The organism is Lactobacillus sp. ESL0791, assembly GCF_029433255.1.
Classification (GTDB): Bacteria; Bacillota; Bacilli; order Lactobacillales; family Lactobacillaceae; genus Lactobacillus.
The window spans coordinates 1,209,463-1,227,844 of the sequence record NZ_JAQTHU010000001.1; the positions used below are offsets into that span (position 1 = coordinate 1,209,463).

At 40.5% G+C, this 18,382-nt stretch carries 21 protein-coding genes; 5 read left to right on the top strand and 16 right to left on the bottom strand.

The window, feature by feature from the left end; all coding sequences use genetic code 11:
- Nucleotides 1-4: 4 nt before the first annotated feature.
- The 3 genes from PT285_RS06020 to PT285_RS06030 are packed head-to-tail and all read right to left on the bottom strand — an operon-like array spanning nucleotide 5 to nucleotide 2,193.
- Nucleotides 5-802, bottom strand: a complete 798-nt coding sequence (locus PT285_RS06020) for a Nif3-like dinuclear metal center hexameric protein (protein ID WP_277148731.1) — start codon at nucleotides 800-802, stop codon at nucleotides 5-7.
- A complete protein-coding gene (locus PT285_RS06025; RefSeq protein ID WP_277148733.1) occupies nucleotides 795-1,478 on the bottom strand; it encodes a class I SAM-dependent methyltransferase in 684 nt (227 codons plus the stop codon). The genes PT285_RS06020 and PT285_RS06025 overlap by 8 nt, the downstream gene beginning before the upstream one ends.
- A complete protein-coding gene (locus tag PT285_RS06030; RefSeq protein ID WP_277148735.1) occupies nucleotides 1,471-2,193 on the bottom strand; it encodes a plasmid pRiA4b ORF-3 family protein in 723 nt (240 codons plus the stop codon). The genes PT285_RS06025 and PT285_RS06030 overlap by 8 nt, the downstream gene beginning before the upstream one ends.
- Before the next feature lie 211 nt (nucleotides 2,194-2,404).
- Here PT285_RS06030 and PT285_RS06035 point away from each other — a divergent pair, with 211 nt between their 5' ends.
- Nucleotides 2,405-2,845 carry an 8-oxo-dGTP diphosphatase gene (locus PT285_RS06035; protein ID WP_277148736.1) on the top strand — a complete coding sequence of 147 codons (441 nt, stop codon included), beginning with the start codon at nucleotides 2,405-2,407 and terminating at the stop codon, nucleotides 2,843-2,845.
- Nucleotides 2,846-2,884: 39 nt separating this feature from the next.
- Here the strand turns inward: PT285_RS06035 and rpoD are convergent, their stop codons facing one another.
- The 12 genes from rpoD to rpsU all read right to left on the bottom strand — a co-directional run bounded on the left by rpoD (nucleotide 2,885) and on the right by rpsU (nucleotide 13,836).
- Nucleotides 2,885-4,006: an RNA polymerase sigma factor RpoD gene (gene rpoD, locus PT285_RS06040; RefSeq protein WP_277148737.1), complete on the bottom strand. Its 1,122-nt coding sequence runs from the start codon at nucleotides 4,004-4,006 to the stop codon at nucleotides 2,885-2,887.
- On the bottom strand, nucleotides 4,006-5,820 hold the full coding sequence (gene dnaG, locus PT285_RS06045; protein WP_277148738.1) for a DNA primase: 1,815 nt from the start codon (nucleotides 5,818-5,820) through the stop codon (nucleotides 4,006-4,008). Before dnaG ends, rpoD begins: the two co-directional genes overlap by 1 nt.
- 21 nt (nucleotides 5,821-5,841) lie before the next feature.
- Nucleotides 5,842-7,908: a glycine--tRNA ligase subunit beta gene (gene glyS / locus PT285_RS06050; protein ID WP_277148739.1), complete on the bottom strand. Its 2,067-nt coding sequence runs from the start codon at nucleotides 7,906-7,908 to the stop codon at nucleotides 5,842-5,844.
- Nucleotides 7,901-8,818 (bottom strand): glycine--tRNA ligase subunit alpha, encoded by a 918-nt coding sequence (gene glyQ, locus PT285_RS06055; protein WP_277148740.1) that lies wholly within the window; start codon nucleotides 8,816-8,818, stop codon nucleotides 7,901-7,903. Before glyQ ends, glyS begins: the two co-directional genes overlap by 8 nt.
- Before the next feature lie 271 nt (nucleotides 8,819-9,089).
- Nucleotides 9,090-9,704, bottom strand: coding sequence for a hypothetical protein (locus PT285_RS06060; RefSeq protein WP_277148741.1), 615 nt, complete (start codon nucleotides 9,702-9,704; stop codon nucleotides 9,090-9,092).
- Between the two features lie 4 nt (nucleotides 9,705-9,708).
- Nucleotides 9,709-9,894 (bottom strand): hypothetical protein, encoded by a 186-nt coding sequence (locus PT285_RS06065; RefSeq protein ID WP_277148742.1) that lies wholly within the window; start codon nucleotides 9,892-9,894, stop codon nucleotides 9,709-9,711.
- A 49-nt stretch (nucleotides 9,895-9,943) separates the two neighbouring features.
- Nucleotides 9,944-10,708, bottom strand: a complete 765-nt coding sequence (gene recO, locus PT285_RS06070; RefSeq protein ID WP_277148743.1) for a DNA repair protein RecO — start codon at nucleotides 10,706-10,708, stop codon at nucleotides 9,944-9,946.
- Entirely contained in the window at nucleotides 10,709-11,617 is a 909-nt protein-coding gene (gene era, locus PT285_RS06075; RefSeq protein WP_277148744.1) for a GTPase Era, read from the bottom strand.
- A complete protein-coding gene (ybeY, locus tag PT285_RS06080) occupies nucleotides 11,617-12,141 on the bottom strand; it encodes an rRNA maturation RNase YbeY (protein ID WP_277148745.1) in 525 nt (174 codons plus the stop codon). The genes era and ybeY overlap by 1 nt, the downstream gene beginning before the upstream one ends.
- Nucleotides 12,142-13,101, bottom strand: coding sequence for a PhoH family protein (locus tag PT285_RS06085; RefSeq protein ID WP_277148746.1), 960 nt, complete (start codon nucleotides 13,099-13,101; stop codon nucleotides 12,142-12,144).
- Between the two features lie 14 nt (nucleotides 13,102-13,115).
- The gene (locus tag PT285_RS06090) at nucleotides 13,116-13,538 is read right to left on the bottom strand and encodes a GatB/YqeY domain-containing protein (protein WP_374211489.1); all 423 of its coding nucleotides are present in this window, start codon (nucleotides 13,536-13,538) and stop codon (nucleotides 13,116-13,118) included.
- Between the two features lie 121 nt (nucleotides 13,539-13,659).
- Entirely contained in the window at nucleotides 13,660-13,836 is a 177-nt protein-coding gene (gene rpsU / locus PT285_RS06095) for a 30S ribosomal protein S21 (RefSeq protein WP_046306945.1), read from the bottom strand.
- Between the two features lie 206 nt (nucleotides 13,837-14,042).
- On the opposite strand from rpsU, the gene PT285_RS06100 reads away from it, so the two are divergent.
- From PT285_RS06100 to PT285_RS06110, 3 genes are all read left to right on the top strand, one after another.
- A complete protein-coding gene (locus tag PT285_RS06100; protein ID WP_277148748.1) occupies nucleotides 14,043-14,873 on the top strand; it encodes a pyruvate, water dikinase regulatory protein in 831 nt (276 codons plus the stop codon).
- A gap of 94 nt (nucleotides 14,874-14,967) precedes the next feature.
- Complete coding sequence (msrA, locus tag PT285_RS06105) at nucleotides 14,968-15,504, top strand: peptide-methionine (S)-S-oxide reductase MsrA (protein WP_277148749.1); 537 nt, start codon at nucleotides 14,968-14,970, stop codon at nucleotides 15,502-15,504.
- Between the two features lie 86 nt (nucleotides 15,505-15,590).
- The gene (locus PT285_RS06110; protein WP_277148750.1) at nucleotides 15,591-16,469 is read left to right on the top strand and encodes a YitT family protein; all 879 of its coding nucleotides are present in this window, start codon (nucleotides 15,591-15,593) and stop codon (nucleotides 16,467-16,469) included.
- Nucleotides 16,470-16,512: 43 nt separating this feature from the next.
- Here the strand turns inward: PT285_RS06110 and msrB are convergent, their stop codons facing one another.
- Complete coding sequence (gene msrB / locus PT285_RS06115; RefSeq protein ID WP_277148751.1) at nucleotides 16,513-16,944, bottom strand: peptide-methionine (R)-S-oxide reductase MsrB; 432 nt, start codon at nucleotides 16,942-16,944, stop codon at nucleotides 16,513-16,515.
- Between the two features lie 155 nt (nucleotides 16,945-17,099).
- Here msrB and PT285_RS06120 point away from each other — a divergent pair, with 155 nt between their 5' ends.
- Entirely contained in the window at nucleotides 17,100-18,284 is a 1,185-nt protein-coding gene (locus PT285_RS06120; RefSeq protein ID WP_277148752.1) for an aminotransferase class I/II-fold pyridoxal phosphate-dependent enzyme, read from the top strand.
- The last annotated feature ends 98 nt before the right edge of the window (nucleotides 18,285-18,382 follow it).

Genomic DNA, 18,382 nt, shown 5'->3' on the forward strand with positions numbered 1-18,382 from the left:
CTTATTAAAACAAATCTTGAAAGGGGTTGGTCGAAACCTTTGAAAATTCAACTGTCACCCCCCACTTGTTGGCAGTATTCCACTTTTTCAGCAAGTCGTACATCTTATACTTAAATATTTTTTCCGTGTAATGACCGGGATCAACCACCGTCAGGCCTGAAGAAACTATATCGTGCCCTGTATGGTAATAAATATCACCGGTAATAAACGCATCAAGATTGTCAGCAACTGCCTGCCGCCAAAATTTGCCACCATCCCCACAAATAAAGCCAACCGTTTCAATTTGCTTCGAATTATCTGCAGTAATCAAGCGCGCCATTTTAATGCCCATCTTTTCCTTAACATAATAAGCAAAATTTTTGGCAGTCATTGTTTCGGGCAGTTTGCCCTTACGGCCGATTGCAATACCGTCATCATCAAGGCAAAACGGCTGAATAGCCGTCAAGCCCAGTTCTTCGGCCTGCCAATCACTGGAACCATTTTGTGCCTTATCAGAGTTAGTATGAATCGAATAGACTGTAATCCCATTTGCAATAATCTGCCCGTACATCCGTTTTTGCGGATCAGAAAAATCAAGATTATCTGCAGGATGAAACATTACCGGGTGGTGACTGATAATCAGATCGATCCCATTTTTAACGGCCTCAGCCACAACATTAGGGCGGACATCAAGCGTTGTCATAATTTTTGTAACCGATTGGTCGACTGAACCGATCTGGATGCCGACCGGATCGCCTTGACTGGCAAGTTTTTCTGGAAAATCCACTTGCAGACGGTCAATAATTTCTTTAACCTTAGTCATTTATTTCCTCCTTAATAAACTTAATTTCGGTTTCAATCTGTGCAATGTGCGTAATATCTTTCTTTTTTGCTTTATTTAAATTGACCAGCAGCTTCTCATGATATGCAAGCTGATCCTGCCATTTTTGGTAAAAAATCTTGTTCTTTTCCTGCAAAATTTGTGGGCCAAAAAAGAGCTCTTTGGGACTCAAAGGTATCTTCTTGTCTACAGTTTTAGCCTTGATCAATTCATAAGTATGGCCGGCCTCAGCAAGCAAATCTTCATCTTGAATTTGATAATTATGCGCACATAGCCACTTGCGGACCCCGGGTTCACCGACATTCGGTTCAAGAATCAGTGTTGGAAAGTGAAAATTTTGTTCCCAGGCTGTATTCAAAATTGTCGTCATCAGTTTTCCGCCCATGCCGGCAATAACAACCGTATCAATCCTATCATCATGCGTAATGGGTTCAAGCCCTGAGCCTAACCTAGTCGTGATCTTATCTTCGAGCCCGGCCTTTTTAATATCATTTTGAGCATTTTGCAGCGGCCCTTGTGCAATATCACTGGCAATCGCATAGTCAATTTTACCTATTTTAACTAATTCGATCGGTAAATAGGCATGGTCGGTGCCAATGTCTGCTACCCGGCTGCCAGCATCCACCATGTCAGCCAATGCATTCAAGCGTCTATTCATAATAATCATCCAAATTGTCTTCGATGACCGAATTCATTTCATCATTAATGTCTTCGAGGTCAAAGTCGGCCAAATTAATTTCTTCTCCGAGCCACTCTTGCATATCTTCGTCAACTTCACCATTTTCAGCGGCATCCTTATAATCCATCAATCCCCAAATTCCGCCAATATCCTCAATAATGCCATAACCCTTACCTTTAATAACTGCAGTTGGAATGATTTGATCAGACTTTTGGCTGAGAATTTTTTCAAGTTTTACCGTAACTTCCCAGCTATCACCAAAATCATATTCTAATAAAAACTTATCGCCAATTTTCGCTCCGGTTTTAGCTAATTTCGTTGTTCCCGGCTCGTATTCATCAGCCGACCGTCCTGACATTTCCAAACCATCCTCAGTATCACAAGGCATTAAGTATTCTGTATCCTGTGTACCAACAAGGGAAGATAGGATATCCAGTATTTCGAGCTTATTCTGTGTCTCTGGATCTAACTTTGCCCTGTCTTTAACTTTAATTGCTTTTTGTTTATTTTTATTGCCATTCAAAAATTTTAAAGCAAAAAGATGATAGCCAGGGGACATGCGAAACATCCCCATTAATGCTTTTGCCAAATAAACCATGTCCTGGTCACCATCAATTAAAAAGCGGCGCCAAATTGGCGGTTTCGCACCATTTAAATCCGCCCGAAATTGATAAATTTTGCGTGTTTTCATCATCGCGTAAACTCCTGCTCTTTTTGTAAAACTATATTTTATGCAGATTATAGCATACCGGACAAGAAAAAAACTTCTTATTACCGTCATTGCAACCTTTATTTTATCAGTTCTGCGCCTTACTTTTTCACTCTTTCACATAGAAGTAATTATTTATGTGAAGGAGAATGACAGCAAAGTTTGCTATAATGAAATTCAGAAAGCTGGTAATTAGATGAATAGAACCGAACCCGTCACACTGACAAATATGTGTATGGTCACCGAAAACGATAAAATTTTAGTCTTAAAGCGCAACGATCCCGGCTGGCCCGGACTAACTTTTCCCGGCGGTCATGTTGAAGCCCACGAATCTTTTCATGATTCTGTAGTTCGTGAAATAAAGGAAGAAACAGGTCTCACTATCAAAAATCCTAAACTAGTTGGCATCAAACAATTTTATGACAGTGCCGATCACCGTTATCTTGTTCTTTTCTATATCGCTAATGAATTTACAGGAACATTGACCGCTTCTGATGAAGGCGCGCTAACTTGGATGACCAAAGATGAGCTGGAACATCATCAGCTTGCCCATAACTTTGACCATGACCTGCCTTTATATTTTAATAAAAATCTGAGCGAGCATATCTTAGACGGCAAACGAGATGAATTATTTTAATCGCTATAAAAAAACGAGCTTTCAAGCTCGTTTTTATGATTAATCTAAAAAATCACGCAATTGATTTGACCGGCTCGGATGCCGCAGCTTACGCAGTGCCTTGGCCTCAATTTGCCGGATCCGTTCGCGCGTAACGCCAAAAACTTTACCAACTTCTTCTAAGGTGCGCGTGCGTCCATCATCAAGACCAAATCGCAGACGCAACACATTTTCTTCACGGTCAGTTAAGGTGTCAAGTACTTCTTCCAGCTGCTCCTTGAGCATTTCGTAAGAAGCGTGTTGTTCGGGACTAGTTGCATCCTTATCCTTGATAAAGTCACCTAAATGGGAATCGTCTTCTTCACCAATTGGTGTTTCCAGCGAAACGGGTTCTTGAGAAATCTTCATGATATCCCGCACCTTGCTCGTCGGCATATCCATTTCCGCACCGATTTCTTCCGGCGTTGGTTCCCGCCCCAGATCCTGCAGCAACTGCCGCTGAATGCGGATCAGCTTATTAATGGTTTCCACCATGTGCACCGGGATCCTGATTGTCCGTGCCTGATCGGCAATAGCGCGGGTGATTGCTTGCCTGATCCACCAGGTTGCATAGGTTGAAAACTTGAAGCCTAAGCTATAGTCAAACTTGTCGACAGCCTTCATCAGGCCCATATTGCCTTCCTGGATCAAATCCAAAAATGACATGCCCCGGCCAACGTAACGCTTGGCAATTGAAACAACAAGCCGCAGGTTGGCTTCCGCCAATTCTTGCTTCGCTTCCTCATCACCAGACTCGATTCGTTTTGCCAGTGTGATTTCCTGATCAGCATTCAGCAGGGGTACACGGCCGATTTCCTTTAAGTACATCCGGACAGGATCATTCATACGGACGCTTGAAGGGGCCGACATATCCTTTAATTCTGCCTTTTCAACATCTTTTTGCTTCTTTAATGCTAGCTTTGAAGGATTGCCTTCTTCATCAACGATGCTAATGCCATTATCTTCAAATTCTTGAACTAGCTGGTCAACAGCCTTGCCTTCAAGTTTATAAGGTTCAATCAGTTTGGCAGTAAAATCAGTTTCGGTAATTGCCTTATCCTTTTTTACTTCTTTAACGACTTTCTTGACCATCTTATCCAAAGATAGCATATTATTCTTTTCGGTAGTATTTTCGCCTGCCACTAAAAAGCCCCCTTCTGCCCTTGAGTTCTCTTTAATTGTAAAATTTTCCGGGTAATGTTGATTATTGTGTCATTATCGTCTTTGCGTTTTGCGTCCTGTAAGTTGCGCATAAGCTCGTCAATTTGTGAATCAATTTTACGCATCTGCAAAGCCCTAACTTGTTCGTCAATCTCACGTTCAGAGTAATCCTTGGGCATATTTATCATTTCAGCACTTACTATTATACCTTGAAGTTGCTCAGGAATAAAATCTAAGAAACTATTTATTGATTGATCTTCATGACTTTCAATAAATTTTAACCATAATTCAGCTAGTTGGGCATAATCCTGATCCGGGAAAAGAAATTTCTTTTCCAGCAAATAGTCACGTGCATGTTCAGAATGGATAAAGAGGTAGAGCAGCCGTGTTTGCACAGGATCATTTTTTTCGGTTTCTTTGTCAACCACCGGAATGCTGGTGTCTTCAAGCTCCGGTTCCGGATATGGATTACGGTTCTTGTGCTGAGCCGCTGTCCGCAACCGGCGAATTTGGCGCGTGAGGTTTACCTTCAGCGAATCGCGCGAGACATTCTGCTCATTAGCCACCTTATCCAAATAGAGATCCTGTTCAACCGGATTGGGTAACTTGGCAATTTGTTTAATTGCTTCATCCAAATACAAAATTTTTTCCCGGTCATTGTCAAGGTTATATTTTTGCTCTAAACGTTTTAAGAAAAAGTCGGTTGCGGTATACGCACCCTTTACCTCATCCTGATACTTTTCTGCACCGTACTTTTTAACATATTCATCCGGATCCAATTTTTCGGGTAAAACTACAATCCCTAAGTTAAAACTGCCTGTCTGCTCAAACATTTGTGCAGCTCGCTCTTCTGCGTGCACTCCCGGATCATCGCCATCATAATTAATAATAATATTATTGGTAATTCGCTTGAGCATGTAAACCTGTTGGTCGGTCAAACTCGTGCCCATTGAGGCAATCCCGGACCTAATCCCCGCCTTATAAGCAGCAATCACATCCATATAGCCTTCATACAAAACCAGATGGCCTTCACTTCTAGCGGCCTTTTTTGCTTCAGCAAAGTGAAATAAAACTTTTGATTTAGTAAAAAGCTCAGTTTCCGGACTGTTTACATATTTCGCAATTGTTTTGTCGTCGGAAAGACGCCGCCCAGAAAAGCCGATCACATAGCCGCTCTCGTTTCCTAAAGGAAACATTAGACGGTCACGAAAACGGTCAAACAACCGCCCATCCTTGCTTTCAACAAATAAACCACTTTTAACAAGGTCTTCCTCAGTATATTTTTTTTGCTGCAAATACATCAATAGCAGGTTATCTTGCCTGGGTGCGTAACCAATCTGAAAATGTTCAAGCAACTCATCAGACAAACCGCGTTTCCTTGCATACTTAAGCCCGCGCTGCCCCGCATTTGTCGTTGTCAAAACCCGTTGATAAAATTTAACTGCATCCTGGTGCAAGCGAATCATACTATTGGCAACAGGATTTTTTTGAGTAAAACTTGCATCCATCTCAATGTGAGCAAATTCGGCAGCTCGTTGAACACTCTCAGGAAAAGTCAAATTTTCCTTGTACATCAAAAACTTAAAAACATTGCCGCCTTTGCCGCAACCAAAGCACTTAAAAAATTGTTTATCCTCGTTGACTGTAAATGACGGGGTCTTTTCTTGATGAAAAGGGCAAAGACCGGTATAGTCTTTACCCTTTTTTTCAAGTGAAACATACTGACTAATCACATCAACGATATTAACGTTTGACCGTACCTTATTAATAAAATCTTCGGGAATTAAGCCAGCCAAATGTATCACCTACTTTTGAATTTATTTAATAACCAACTTACTCAAATCACCCAAGCGGTGAGCCAAGTCACTTACGCTGCTTAGCTGGGCTAGGCGGTTATTCTTAATCTTTTCATCTTTCGCCATAATCATATTAGTTTCAAAATACTGATCGATCACCGGCTGCAATTGAACGAAGCCTTCATAAAGGTCAGCAAGCTTAACCGCCTGCTGCAGGCTGTCAATTCCGGCAGCCAATTCCTTCTCACTATCATTTTCAAATAGTTCTGGAGCAACCTTTGCTGTACCCTTGTATTTGGCCTGTTTCAGAATATTGTTTATGCGCGTTAAACTTTCGACAACCGGCCGGAATTTCTCATCATCATGGTGCAGTTGCAAGACATTGGCCGCCGCCAAAATTTGAATCGGATCCTGCTGACTTGAGGCAAGCACGGCATCAATCACATCATACTTAAAGTTATTCTTTTGTAGGTATTGCTTAATTCGGTCACGGATAAACAGAGCAATTTCTTGATCTTGACTTGTAGTTTTCGGCAATTTAGCCGCAGTTTTGCCTTCAACAGCATTGACTAATTCAGGTAAAACCATATTAAAGGCCAGTGACCATTTCTGCTTAAGCAAAATGCGCACGATGCCGTAAGCATAGCGCCGTAAAGCATACGGATCATTAGACGAGCTCGGAATCATCCCTGCAGCGAAAAATGTAATAATTGTATCGAGTTTATCAGCAACCGATAACAGTGCTCCAACCTCAGTTCCCGGCAATTCTCCCTCGGAAGTCGTCGGCATGTAGTGTTCCTTGATGGCAACTGCTACATTTTCATTCTCACCGGCAAGGCGGGCATAATGCATCCCCATCACACCCTGAAGTTCAGCAAATTCGCCCACCATTTGGGTAACTAAATCAAATTTATATAGCTCACTTGCACGGTCAAAGTCGCTGACTACTTGATCATCCAGCTGCCATTTCTTCGCTAAAAAATCACCGATGATACGAACGCGCTGAGTTTTTTCGGCCATTGAACCGATCTTATCGTGGAAGGAAACATTTTTAAGGCGCTCAACAAAGTGACTCAGCGGATATTTGCGATCCTCATCGTAGAAGAACTGGGCATCATCTAAACGGGCAACCAGAACTTTTTCATTACCCGAAATAACATTGTCAAGATAATCCTTATTACCATTGCGGACGGCAATAAAATGATTGATCAATTTGCCGTTTTGGTCATAAACTTCAAAGTAGCGTTGATTATCTTTCATCGAGGTAATCAAAACTTCCTTAGGCATCTGCAAATACTTTTCTGCAAAGGAACCCGCAAAAACCGTCGGATATTCAACTAGGTTAGTAACTTCTTCAAGCAGGCTTTTATCCAGATTGACTTGCCAATTATTTTTCGCAGCCAACTTATTAATCTGATCAACAATCATTTCCTGCCGCTCGTCACTATCGGCAATCACAAATTGGTCTTTCAGGGCATCTTCATAGTCGTCGGCAGCAGCTAGCACAACGGAATCACCTAAAAACCGGTGACCTTCTGTCTTGCGGCCAGCAGTAATATCTAAAATTTTGACGGGAATAACGTCACTGCCAAACAATGACACCAGCCAGTGAATTGGGCGCACAAATTCAAACTCATTTGAGTCCCAGCGCATTTTGGTCGGAAAAGTCATCGCCTTGATAATGTCACTCATTCCCAGCAAAATATCGCTTGCCAGTTTACCTTCTTTTTGGACGTGAACATAGGCATATTCCGTGCCTTTTAGCTCCTGAAAATAAATATCATCAGTGGTCATCCCCTGGCCGCGAGCAAAACCCTCTGCAGCCTTAGTCCATTTGCCATCCTGATCTTGGGCAATCTTTTTTGCTGGTCCCTTTTTCACTTCGTCAATATCAGCCTGTTTTTCAGCCAAATCTTCGACCAAAATCGTTAACCGCCGCGGCGTGGAATAAGTTTTAATGTCCTTAAATTTTAAGCCATTTTCCTTTAAATACTTCTTGGTCCGGTCTGCTAACTGGCGCACACTGCGCAAAACAACGTGAGCCGGCATTTCTTCTGTGCCAATTTCAAATAAATAGTCTTTAGTCATTTTCAAGACCTACTTTCTTATCTTCTGCATTTTTCAAAAGTGGAAAACCGCGCTTTTCCCGTTCTTCAACAAAGCTAACCGCCACTTCATGCGCCAAGTTTCTGATTCGTGCTAAATAACCGGCACGTTCGGTTACAGAAACCGCACCGCGTGCATCTAACAAATTAAATGTGTGCGAACATTTAAGGATGTAATCGTAGGCAGGATGAACCAGGTTTTGGCTCAGCAGGCGTTTTGCCGTTTTTTCATAATCATTAAACAGATTGAGCAAATTTTCTTGGTTTGATTCTTCAAACGCATATTTGGAATGCTCGTATTCGGGTTCCTTAAAGATGTCACGGTAAAGGACGCCATTGCCCCATTCCAAATCATAGACAGAGTCGACTTCTTGAATGTACGAGGCCAGCCGCTCAACGCCATAAGTGATTTCACTCATCGTCGGTTTAACGTCAAGCTCACCGACAACTTGGAAATAAGTAAACTGGCTGACTTCCATTCCGTCAAGCCAAACTTCCCAACCAACACCGGCACAGCCCATTGACGGATTTTCCCAGTTATCTTCAACGAAGCGAATATCATGTTCCAGCGGATCAATCCCCAAAACGCGCAAACTGTCCAAATAGTATTGCTGAATATCTTCTGGTGCCGGCTTAATCACAACCTGAAACTGGTGGTGTTGGAATAAGCGGTTAGGATTATCACCATAACGTCCATCGGCTGGCCGTCTTGATGGTTCAACGTAACATGCTGCCCACGGCTCCGGACCAACCGCACGTAAAAAGGTATACGGGCTCATTGTGCCTGCACCCTTTTCAACGTCATAGGAAGGCATAATCATGCAGCCTTTAGAAGACCAAAATTGTTCCAATTTAAAAATTATATCTTGAATAGTTAGTTTTTTTTCTGTCATTTGTCTTTCCTCCCGCATCAGACCATAAAAAAAGCCTATGCAAAACTTGCATAGGGACGAATTCACATCGCGGTTCCACCCTAATTCAGGAATCACTGACTCCTGCTCTTAATTAGGCTTGACTAAGGGTACCTTTTTCTAGGTGTTCTTTTCACCGTGACAACACTCGCTAAACTAGTACTTTTCTTAAATCCCTATTCTTGTCAAAATCTGCTACTATTTTATCACATAAAAGCAAGTTAACCAATGGCTTGATTAGGTAAATTTCAAGTCAAATGTTACTTAGCTTCTGTAAATAGAGATGATAGCCATTAGAGGTAACATAAGGTTTAACAGATATATCTCCGTTACGAAGCAAAACTTGGCTAAAACCACAACTAGTATAAAATTTCTGAATATGCGGTTCATTTCTCGCTTCAAGATATAAAACAGTACCGCCTAATACTTCCCATGCTTTTTTAATAGTAGCATATGCGATTGAAAGTAGTTCTTTACCAGTAATCAACTGTTGACTTTGGTAACAGTTATTTTTGCTAAATTGTCCTAATAAAATCGAATTAATAACATAATTATCACGTTCTGACTTATAACCAATCGGTAATAATTTGCGTTTAACTCCACTAGAGAGTTTATTCCAGTCCTTCTTTTTAACGATTAAAGGTTTGCCAGAAATTGCAAAGTAACCAACTAAAACCTCTGTGTTTTTGTATTGGGTAAACACTAGTGTCGTACGAGATAATCCTATTTTTTCAAATTGTATTGCTTTCTGTTTTAAAAAATTTTCGACATCTTTATCCAGACTACTAAAATTTTCAAAAAAGCTCTTAATATTTTCTTGAGAATACTCGTTAAGCAAACTATTTAAAGTTACAACGTCAAAAGCCATATCACTATGATTTCTTTTGAAATACTGAATCGAATTTTAATTTCATTTTGTTTGGCTCGGTAAATCTATAGTAATTAACAGGCTTATTATTCACTAAATTTACTTTTCTTGTACTATTTAAAGCATTTAATAAAGCATTTGCGGCATTAGTATCAAAAGTAAATTCTGACTGAAAACTTTTTGTAGCCATAATTTCACTCCCCTAAAATCTACTATACATAATATACTACACGCTTACGTCAATTATCACAATCAAATAATTTTAATTCGTCAAGAAACTTTTTGGTTTTAAGATTCAAATCAATTGTTTCCAAATAAATGCGGTCAATCACCCTTCTTGTTGCTTTTTTGGTTTCATTATTAACCTTAATTGCACCCAGCCGTTCAAGCGGCAGTAAACCAATAGTTCTTAGCACCGCGGTTTCCTTCGGCTTTAAATGCAAACGGCTAGTTTGAGTATAAAAATGATCGCTGCAAATAATCCCGCCAAGTTTAATCGAATAATCAAACTCACCCTGCCTTTTTCCGCAGATCAGGCAACACTTTAACTGTGGCTCTACTCCGTATGCCGCTAGCAGCTGCATCTGAACGATTTGGGTGATCATTTCCGGATCTGCATCAGCATCAATCTTAACTAAGGCATTCCAGATAAGATCATAATACTTGCCCAGGTTTTGGTATTCCAAAAAAGCATGATCAAGTAAATCCAGAATAAAGGACGCATAGGCATTTTTTGCTAAGTCCATGTATAAAGATGCAAACTGCTTCACATCCTTATATGTCCGCAAACTGCTAATTCCATGACCGCTGGTATTGATGATATACGTGCCATAGGAAAAATTCATGGCCGCCGCACTAAGCTTTGATTTTGGTTTCAGTGCGCCGCGAACCAGCACTGTGACAATACCCACTTCCTTAGTCATGATTTTAATTAGCAAGCTTGCTTCCTGATATTTCTGGCGTTTAAAAACAACGCCCTGAACTTCTTTCAGTTCACGCGCCATCTACGATAAGTCCTTTTGATCATAACCAATCTGCTTCAAAAAGCCTGGGTCGGAGCGCCAATTGTGTTGAACCTTAACCCACAACTGCAGGTTCACCCGTTCACCAAGTAAATCCTCAATTTGCTTGCGGGCACTAATCCCAATCTGCTTGAGCATTTTACCGCCCCTGCCGATGATAATCCCCTTTTGCCCATCCTTTTCAACATAGATAGTTGCTTCAATTCTGCGTTTACCTTTGACATGTTCGTCCATACGCTCAACTTTAACGGCGGTTGCATGCGGTACTTCCTGAGCGGTTAATTTAAGAATTTGCTCCCGAATTAATTCACTAACCAAAAAGTATTCCGGACGATCGGTAATCTGCTCGGGATCATAGTATTCCGGGCCTTCCGGCAGATATTTAGCTAATGAGTCTAATAAGTCGCTAATGCCAATTCCCTTAGTTGCTGAGATTGGCAAAAATTCTTTGAAATTACCAATCTTACGGTAGGAATCGATAATCGGTAACAAACTATTGGGACTAACTTGATCAACTTTATTAATTAGCAAAAAAATAGGGACTTTAACCTTTTTCAATAAATTAGCAATATATTCGTCGCCTTTACCAATTTTTTCCGGTTCCACCATAAATAAAACCAAATCAACTTCGTTTAAGCTAGAAAGGCTGGCTTTATCCATGTAATCATCAAGCTTGACATGCGGCTTAAAAATACCTGGAGTATCAACAAAAATCACCTGCAGATTATCTGCCGTGTAGATTCCCGAAATTTTATTCCGCGTTGTTTGCGGCTTATTAGAAGTAATCGCAACTTTTTGCCCGACCAAACAATTCATTAACGTTGACTTGCCAACATTCGGCCGCCCAACTAGGGCAACAAAACCCGATTTTCTACTTTTAGTTTCCGTCATTATTTTCCTCTGCCTTCATCCAGTTGATCAGCATGCAGCGGCAAGCCGTATTCTTCTAATACCTTACCTTGAACTGCAAACATTTTCTTTGCTTCATCTGGCTCAATATGGTCATAGCCATTTAAATGTAAAAAGCCATGAACAATTGTATAACCAAATTCGCGGTCAAAGCCTGTGTCATATTCTTGACTGTGCCGCTTAATCACACTGAGACACATAAACAGGTCGCCAATATCTTCTTGAAAATCCGGTTCCGCAGCAAACGAAGCCAAATCAAGCTGGTCTTCACCATCTTCAATTGCAAAGGAAATAACATCAGTTGGTCGGTTTTTGTCACGATATTCTTTATTAATCGTTTGGCTTTCATCCTCATCAACAAAGTTGATGCTGAGTTCAAGATTATTATCCTTGCCAATTTCTTTTTTAGCTAACAGCAACAAATCCATGATCCATTTCTGCCAATCACGCTGGGAATCATTTAAAAAACCAGTTTTGTCATTATATGTAATTTCAATTGGCTCCATTTATTGGCGTTTTTCCTCTACCTTCTCATAAGCATTAATAATTTTAGCGACTACCGGATGCCGCACAACGTCGTTTGCTGTGAAGCGCACAAATTTGATTTGGTCAATATCTTTTAAAATCCGCTGCGCATCAATTAAGCCGCTGCGCTGGCGTCCCGGCAAATCAACCTGGGTCATGTCACCGTTAACGATCATTTTGGAATTAAAACCCAGTCGGGTCAAAAACATCTTCATTTGCGCATCTGTTGTGTTCTGCGCCTCGTCCAGGATAACAAAAGCATCGTCCAGGGTTCGTCCCCGCATATATGCAAGCGGTGCAACTTCAATCACACCGCGTTCCATTAAGCGATCCGTTGTATTGGTACCTAAAATCGCGTACAAGGAATCGTAAATTGGACGGAGATATGGATCAACTTTTTCCTTTAAGTCTCCCGGCAAAAAGCCCAGCGATTCACCGGCTTCCACCGCCGGCCTTGTCAAAACAATCCGTGCAACTTCCCCGGCTTTAAAAGCAGCAATTGCACATGCGACTGCAAGGAAAGTTTTACCGGTCCCTGCGGGACCAATTCCAAAGACAACATCGTGCTTCTGAATTGCTTCAACATACCTTTTCTGCCCCATATTTTTGACTCTTATCGGTTTGCCTTTAGCATCCCGGATTAAAATCTTTTTATAGAGATCAGGAAAGTACTCTGTTGTGCCCTTGTCAGCCATTTTCATTGCACTAACCACATCTGGGGCGCCAATATTAACGCCCGTGCTGACAATTTGGTCAAGTGCATTCAAAACTGCAATCACTTTTGCTGTTTTGTCATCGTCACCGGTAATCACAATTTGGTTCCCCGTGTCTGTAACTGTGAGATCGTAGCCTTCAGCTAAGAGATTTAGATTACCATCATTAATTCCAACTAATTTTTGAATATTTTCTGGATTTTTAGGAATAAAATTGGTTTGAGCCAAATAACTCTGCTCCTTTATTTTAAATGGTCACGCACAGAAGAGGAAGCTTCCTTGCCGTCGGCCCTACCCTTGATCTTGGGCATCAGGGCCTTCATTACTTTACCAAAATCAGATTTGCCTTTGGCACCAATTTCTGCAATCGTGTCTGTAACAATCTTGTCAAGTTCATCCTTGGACAATTGCTTCGGCATGTAACTTTCGACAATTGCTAACTCTTTTTTGGTTTCGTCGACTAGGTCATCACGCTTGGCTTTGGTAAATTCGGTAATTGACTCTTCTCTTTGCTTTTTTTCACGGTTTAAAATTGTCAATTCCTCATCGGCATTTAATTCGTGACCTAACTTTATTTTTTCGTTCATCAGTGCTGATTTGATCATTCGCACCGTATTTAATTTTACTTTATCATGATCCTTCATGGCTTGTTTCATATCGGCCATAGTAGTTTCAACTAAACTCAACGTTAACCCCTCTTTCTTAATCATTAAACACAAGTAAATTATAGCAAATCTTAGATAAAACAAAAACCTCTACCACAAGGATAGAAGTTTTCGAGTTTGATTAATAATGTTTACGCTTGCGCGCTGCTTCTGATTTAAGTTTTCTGCGGACACTAGGTTTTTCATAGAATTCGCGTTTACGGTATTCTTGCAAGGTACCACTTCTTGAAACGGAACGCTTAAAACGACGAAGAGCATCATCAATAGACTCGTTTTCGTGAACGACTGTCTTAGCCATGTGTGATCCCTCCTTCCATTTCTTGACGTTACGCCATACATTTACCTAAATTATATCAAACTTAGGACCTGGGTCAATACTAACCAATAATATTTTTTAAATAAATTTCATAATAATTTTTTCAAGTCTACTAAGTGTAAAATCTTGCTATCAAACTATTGGTTAAAAAGGTATAATTAATAATATCAGAAAGAGGTGGACTTTTAATGCCCGAAGAAGATGCAAAAAAAGAAATCAATATTGTGATAATTTCGGATTCTGTCGGTGATACCGCTTATAATAATGCCGTTGCTGCGGCAGCTCAGTTCCCGGACTCAAAAATAAATTACCGCCGGTATCCGTTTATTTATAACCGTGAACGATTAGACAAAACTTTGGCTGAGATAAAGGATTATCCCAACTTGGTAATTATTTACAGTCTGGTCAAGGATGAGATGCAGATACCAGTAATCAGATTTGCCCGTGAAAACAAAGTGCAGGGTGTCGACATCCTTTCTCCCGCCGTCGAAGCCATTCAAAAAGTTACTGGGACACGGCCAGCGGAAAAAATTGGCGCTCAGCATAAAGTGAACCAAAAATACTTTGACCGAATTTCCGCAATGGAATTTGCCGTGATGTATGATGACGGTAAAAATCCCAAAGGTTTTCTGGAAGCGGATGTGGTTCTGCTTGGTGTCTCCAGAACCTCGAAGACGCCACTTTCCCTATTTTTGGCTAACAAAAATTTAAAGGTTGCTAACTTACCATTAGTGCCAGACACGCACATTCCAAAAGAAATTTACCAAATTGACCCGCAAAAAATTATTGGCTTGACCAACGATCCGTCGGTTCTGAATGAGATTAGGCGTCAAAGAATGATTTCCTACGGCCTTAATCCAGATACAACTTATTCTAATATGGATTCGATCAATAAGGAACTGGCGGCAGCCAACGAATTATATAACAAATTAGGCTGTTATGTCATTAACGTTGCCAACCGTTCAATCGAAGAAACAGCTGCGTTAATTATGCGCCACCTTGGAATTGAAGAACAATAATTAAATAAGGTCATCTAAACAGTGTATTTCAGTAACTGAGGTACGCTGTTTATGTTTTAATAAAAGCAACTTTCTTATAGTGAGGTAGAGATTAATGAAAACTGACGAAAAAAATTTAGACACGGCAATTTTTGCAGGTGGTTGTTTTTGGTGCATGGTTAAACCCTTCGACACACTTCCGGGTGTAGAAAAAGTTGTTTCGGGTTACACCGGCGGTCATGTTGCCAATCCCACGTATGAACAGGTTTGTTCCGGAACCACCGGTCACACCGAAGCTGTTGAAATCACGTATGATCCCCAAGTCATGCCCTATGAAAAACTGCTTTCATATTATTGGCAGGTAACCGATCCGACCGATGCTTCGGGACAATTTCAAGATCGCGGCGACAACTACCGTCCGGTGATTTTTTATAACTCACCTTCTCAAAAAGAAGCAGCTGAAAAATCAAAAGAAGAATTGCAAAACAGTGGAAAATTTGACCAAAAGATTGTTACGCGGATTGAACCAGCACAACCTTTTTATCCAGCTGAAGAATACCACCAGGATTTTTACAAAAAGGACCCGTTGCGTTACCAGATGGAAGAAGCTGGCGGTCGAGAAAAATTTATCAAGCAGCACTGGCAAAAATAATTTATTTTTAGTTGGTTACCGAAAGAAATTTTGTTACACTTATGATGTTTTATGTATATTTTTAAAAGGACTAATTAAATTAATTCATGGATCAACTTGATCGCTTCAATCGGCGTTATAACCTTTTAGCAAAAATTTCCGCAGCATTTTTTTATTCACTTGCAGTAGCAGTGGCTTTAAATTTCTTCTGGGGGCCGGGTCACATGTACTCTTCCGGAGTTACGGGATTTGCGCAGTTAATCAATACTTTGAGTTCGCGCTATTTGCCCTTCACACTCACAACTTCGGTTATGTACCTTGTGCTAAACATTCCCTTGATTATTCTGGGCTGGTTTAAAATCGGCCACAAATTTACCTTTTTTACTGTTTTTACAGTTATTCTTGGCTCAATCATGATGCATTTGCTGCGGCCGGTGCATGTCAGCACTGATCCGCTGATCTGCGCAATTTTTGGCGGTGTCATCAATGGCATGGGTACGGGCTTTGCCTTAAAAAATGGTATTTCAACTGGTGGCATTGATATTATCGGGATTGTGATTAGGCGTAAAACCGGAACCAGTTATGGCAAAGTTAACATTTTAATTAATCTAGTTATTATTGCCGCTGCCGGATTTGTGTTTGGTTGGAGCCGTGCACTGTACTCAGCTCTGACCATTTTTATCAATGGCCGGGTAATCGATGCCATTTACACCCAGCATCAGAAACTGCAGGTAATCATTGTGACTGATCAAGCAGAGGCAATTATTGACGGCATTCAGGACAGAATGCACCGGGGAATCACAATTTTACACGATGCCGAAGGAGCATACAGTCATATTGAAAAAACAGTGTTGCTGACGGTAATTGACCGGTATGACATGTATGATATTCGGCAAATTGTTAAAAAAGCGGATCCCTATGCTTTTATGAGTGTGGGTGAAGTTGAACGGGTTTACGGCCGTTTCAAGGAACAGGAAATTGTTTAGCATTTAAAAACGCTAGCTTCAAATTGAAGTTAACGTTTATTTTTTATTCAAACAATTTCTTATATTCACCATATCCTGCCTGCTCCAGCTTGTCATACGGAATAAATTTTAAAGCCGAAGAATTAATGCAGTAGCGCAAGCCGCCCTTATCTTCCGGACCGTCGGGAAATACATGGCCCAAATGGGATTCAGCCTTCGGACTTTTTACCTCAGTTCGTTCCATGTTATGAGATTGGTCACGGTGATAAGCCAGCTTTTTAATTGGTTTCGTGAAGCTGGGCCAGCCGCACCCAGCATCGTACTTATCTATACTAGAAAAAAGTGGTTCGCCGGAAACAACATCGACATAAATTCCCTTTTCATAAAAATCATCATACTTGCCGGTAAACGGATAATCAGTAGCCGCATTTTGCGTTACCTCATATTCATCCTTGTTTAACTTTGCCAGTGCTTTAGCTTTTTCTTTTTTATCCATAATATTGCCCTCCCTGTCTCAACTATAACAGAAAAACAAAATTTATATTATTTAAAAAACTCAAAAGAAGTTACCCCATGGCTGATAAAGTAGGCTATAATTTGTAGCGAATAATAAATTTTATTATTGTATCAAACATAGAGAGAAGAATTACAATGCCAAACATAGCTAACGATTTACGTAGCACTTTTAACAAAAAAATTAAGGAATTGCCCGAGTCAAAAATGCGTTCATTTACTGACAAGGTCGAAACTATTCCTGGGGTCATCAAATTAACTGTTGGTGAACCAGATTTAGCAACCCCTGAGCATGTTAAAGCGGCCGCGATCAAAGCTATCGAGCAAAATGATTCTCACTATGCACCTAAATCCGGTAAACCCGAATTATTAGCTGCAATCAGTAAGTATCTTGAACAAAGTTTACAGGTTCACTACGATCCAAAAAATGAAATTTGTGTCACCGTCGGAGCCACTGGTGCATTAAACGTTGCCTGTATGGCTTTGCTCAATCCTGGTGACAAGATATTGGTACCTACTCCTGTCTGGGAAGTTTATTTTGGAATCATTGAAATGGCTGGTGGAGTCCCGGTTCAAGTTGATACCTCACAGGATAATTTTCTGTTAACGGCAGAACATTTAGAGGAAGTTTTAAATAACGAAGGAAAAGGTGCTAAAGCAATTATCATTACCGATCCATCCAATCCGACAGGCCGGGTATATTCTAAGAAAAACTTACAAGAATTAGCCGCTGTAATTGAAAAATACGGCTTGTATTCTGTTAGTGATGAAATTTATGCCGAACTGATTTATGGCGGACGTAAGCACTATTCCCTTTCTCAGATCATTCCCGAGCGTAATATTTTACTGTCTGGCCTTTCAAAAGCTTTTTCAATGACCGGTTGGCGAATCGGTTACATTGCTGGCCCTAAAGAAATCATGACTTCAATTATCAAAATCAATTCATTTCTGGTTACTGCTGTTACTGATAATGTTCAGGTAGCCGCAACTGAAGCTTTGACAAATGGCCAAGAAGATCCAATTACTTCGCGGGAAATTTATGAACGCCGTCTTAATATTGTCGAACCAGGACTAGAAAAGATTGGTTTTAAGATGGCTAAACCCGAAGGTGCTTTTTATATTTTCGCCAAAATTCCAGATAAATTTGGTGATGAAGATGAAAAATTTGCCTATGATTTGGCAGAAAAAGCCAAAGTTGGCGTGACACCTGGTAGCTATTTCGGTGATGCCGGCATAGGCTACATCCGTCTTTCCTATGCTGCTTCCGATGAAGATCTTAAAGAAGCCGTAAAACGGATTGCTGCTTACATTGAAAGTTTATAAAATAACAAGATAATAATAAAGTAAAAAGTAATTTAAGCATAAAGCAGGCAATTCTTTCAGCTTTGCGATAAAATCTTTTTTAGGATAGAAATAACAAA

What these genes read in the sequence shown, in the direction of transcription:
- PT285_RS06100 (WP_277148748.1), top strand. Translation starts at nt 14,043, where the DNA reads ATGCCCGAAGAAGATGCAAAAAAAGAAATCAATATTGTGATAATTTCG.
- PT285_RS06110 (WP_277148750.1), top strand. Translation starts at nt 15,591, where the DNA reads ATGGATCAACTTGATCGCTTCAATCGGCGTTATAACCTTTTAGCAAAA.
- PT285_RS06090 (WP_374211489.1), bottom strand. Translation starts at nt 13,538, where the DNA reads ATGGCCGATATGAAACAAGCCATGAAGGATCATGATAAAGTAAAATTA.
- ybeY (WP_277148745.1), bottom strand. Translation starts at nt 12,141, where the DNA reads ATGGAGCCAATTGAAATTACATATAATGACAAAACTGGTTTTTTAAAT.
- glyS (WP_277148739.1), bottom strand. Translation starts at nt 7,908, where the DNA reads ATGACTAAAGACTATTTATTTGAAATTGGCACAGAAGAAATGCCGGCT.
- PT285_RS06025 (WP_277148733.1), bottom strand. Translation starts at nt 1,478, where the DNA reads ATGAATAGACGCTTGAATGCATTGGCTGACATGGTGGATGCTGGCAGC.
- msrB (WP_277148751.1), bottom strand. Translation starts at nt 16,944, where the DNA reads ATGGATAAAAAAGAAAAAGCTAAAGCACTGGCAAAGTTAAACAAGGAT.
- PT285_RS06035 (WP_277148736.1), top strand. Translation starts at nt 2,405, where the DNA reads ATGAATAGAACCGAACCCGTCACACTGACAAATATGTGTATGGTCACC.
- PT285_RS06120 (WP_277148752.1), top strand. Translation starts at nt 17,100, where the DNA reads ATGCCAAACATAGCTAACGATTTACGTAGCACTTTTAACAAAAAAATT.
- msrA (WP_277148749.1), top strand. Translation starts at nt 14,968, where the DNA reads ATGAAAACTGACGAAAAAAATTTAGACACGGCAATTTTTGCAGGTGGT.
- glyQ (WP_277148740.1), bottom strand. Translation starts at nt 8,818, where the DNA reads ATGACAGAAAAAAAACTAACTATTCAAGATATAATTTTTAAATTGGAA.
- PT285_RS06030 (WP_277148735.1), bottom strand. Translation starts at nt 2,193, where the DNA reads ATGATGAAAACACGCAAAATTTATCAATTTCGGGCGGATTTAAATGGT.
- recO (WP_277148743.1), bottom strand. Translation starts at nt 10,708, where the DNA reads ATGGCGCGTGAACTGAAAGAAGTTCAGGGCGTTGTTTTTAAACGCCAG.
- PT285_RS06020 (WP_277148731.1), bottom strand. Translation starts at nt 802, where the DNA reads ATGACTAAGGTTAAAGAAATTATTGACCGTCTGCAAGTGGATTTTCCA.
- rpsU (WP_046306945.1), bottom strand. Translation starts at nt 13,836, where the DNA reads ATGGCTAAGACAGTCGTTCACGAAAACGAGTCTATTGATGATGCTCTT.
- PT285_RS06060 (WP_277148741.1), bottom strand. Translation starts at nt 9,704, where the DNA reads ATGGCTTTTGACGTTGTAACTTTAAATAGTTTGCTTAACGAGTATTCT.
- PT285_RS06065 (WP_277148742.1), bottom strand. Translation starts at nt 9,894, where the DNA reads ATGGCTACAAAAAGTTTTCAGTCAGAATTTACTTTTGATACTAATGCC.
- era (WP_277148744.1), bottom strand. Translation starts at nt 11,617, where the DNA reads ATGACGGAAACTAAAAGTAGAAAATCGGGTTTTGTTGCCCTAGTTGGG.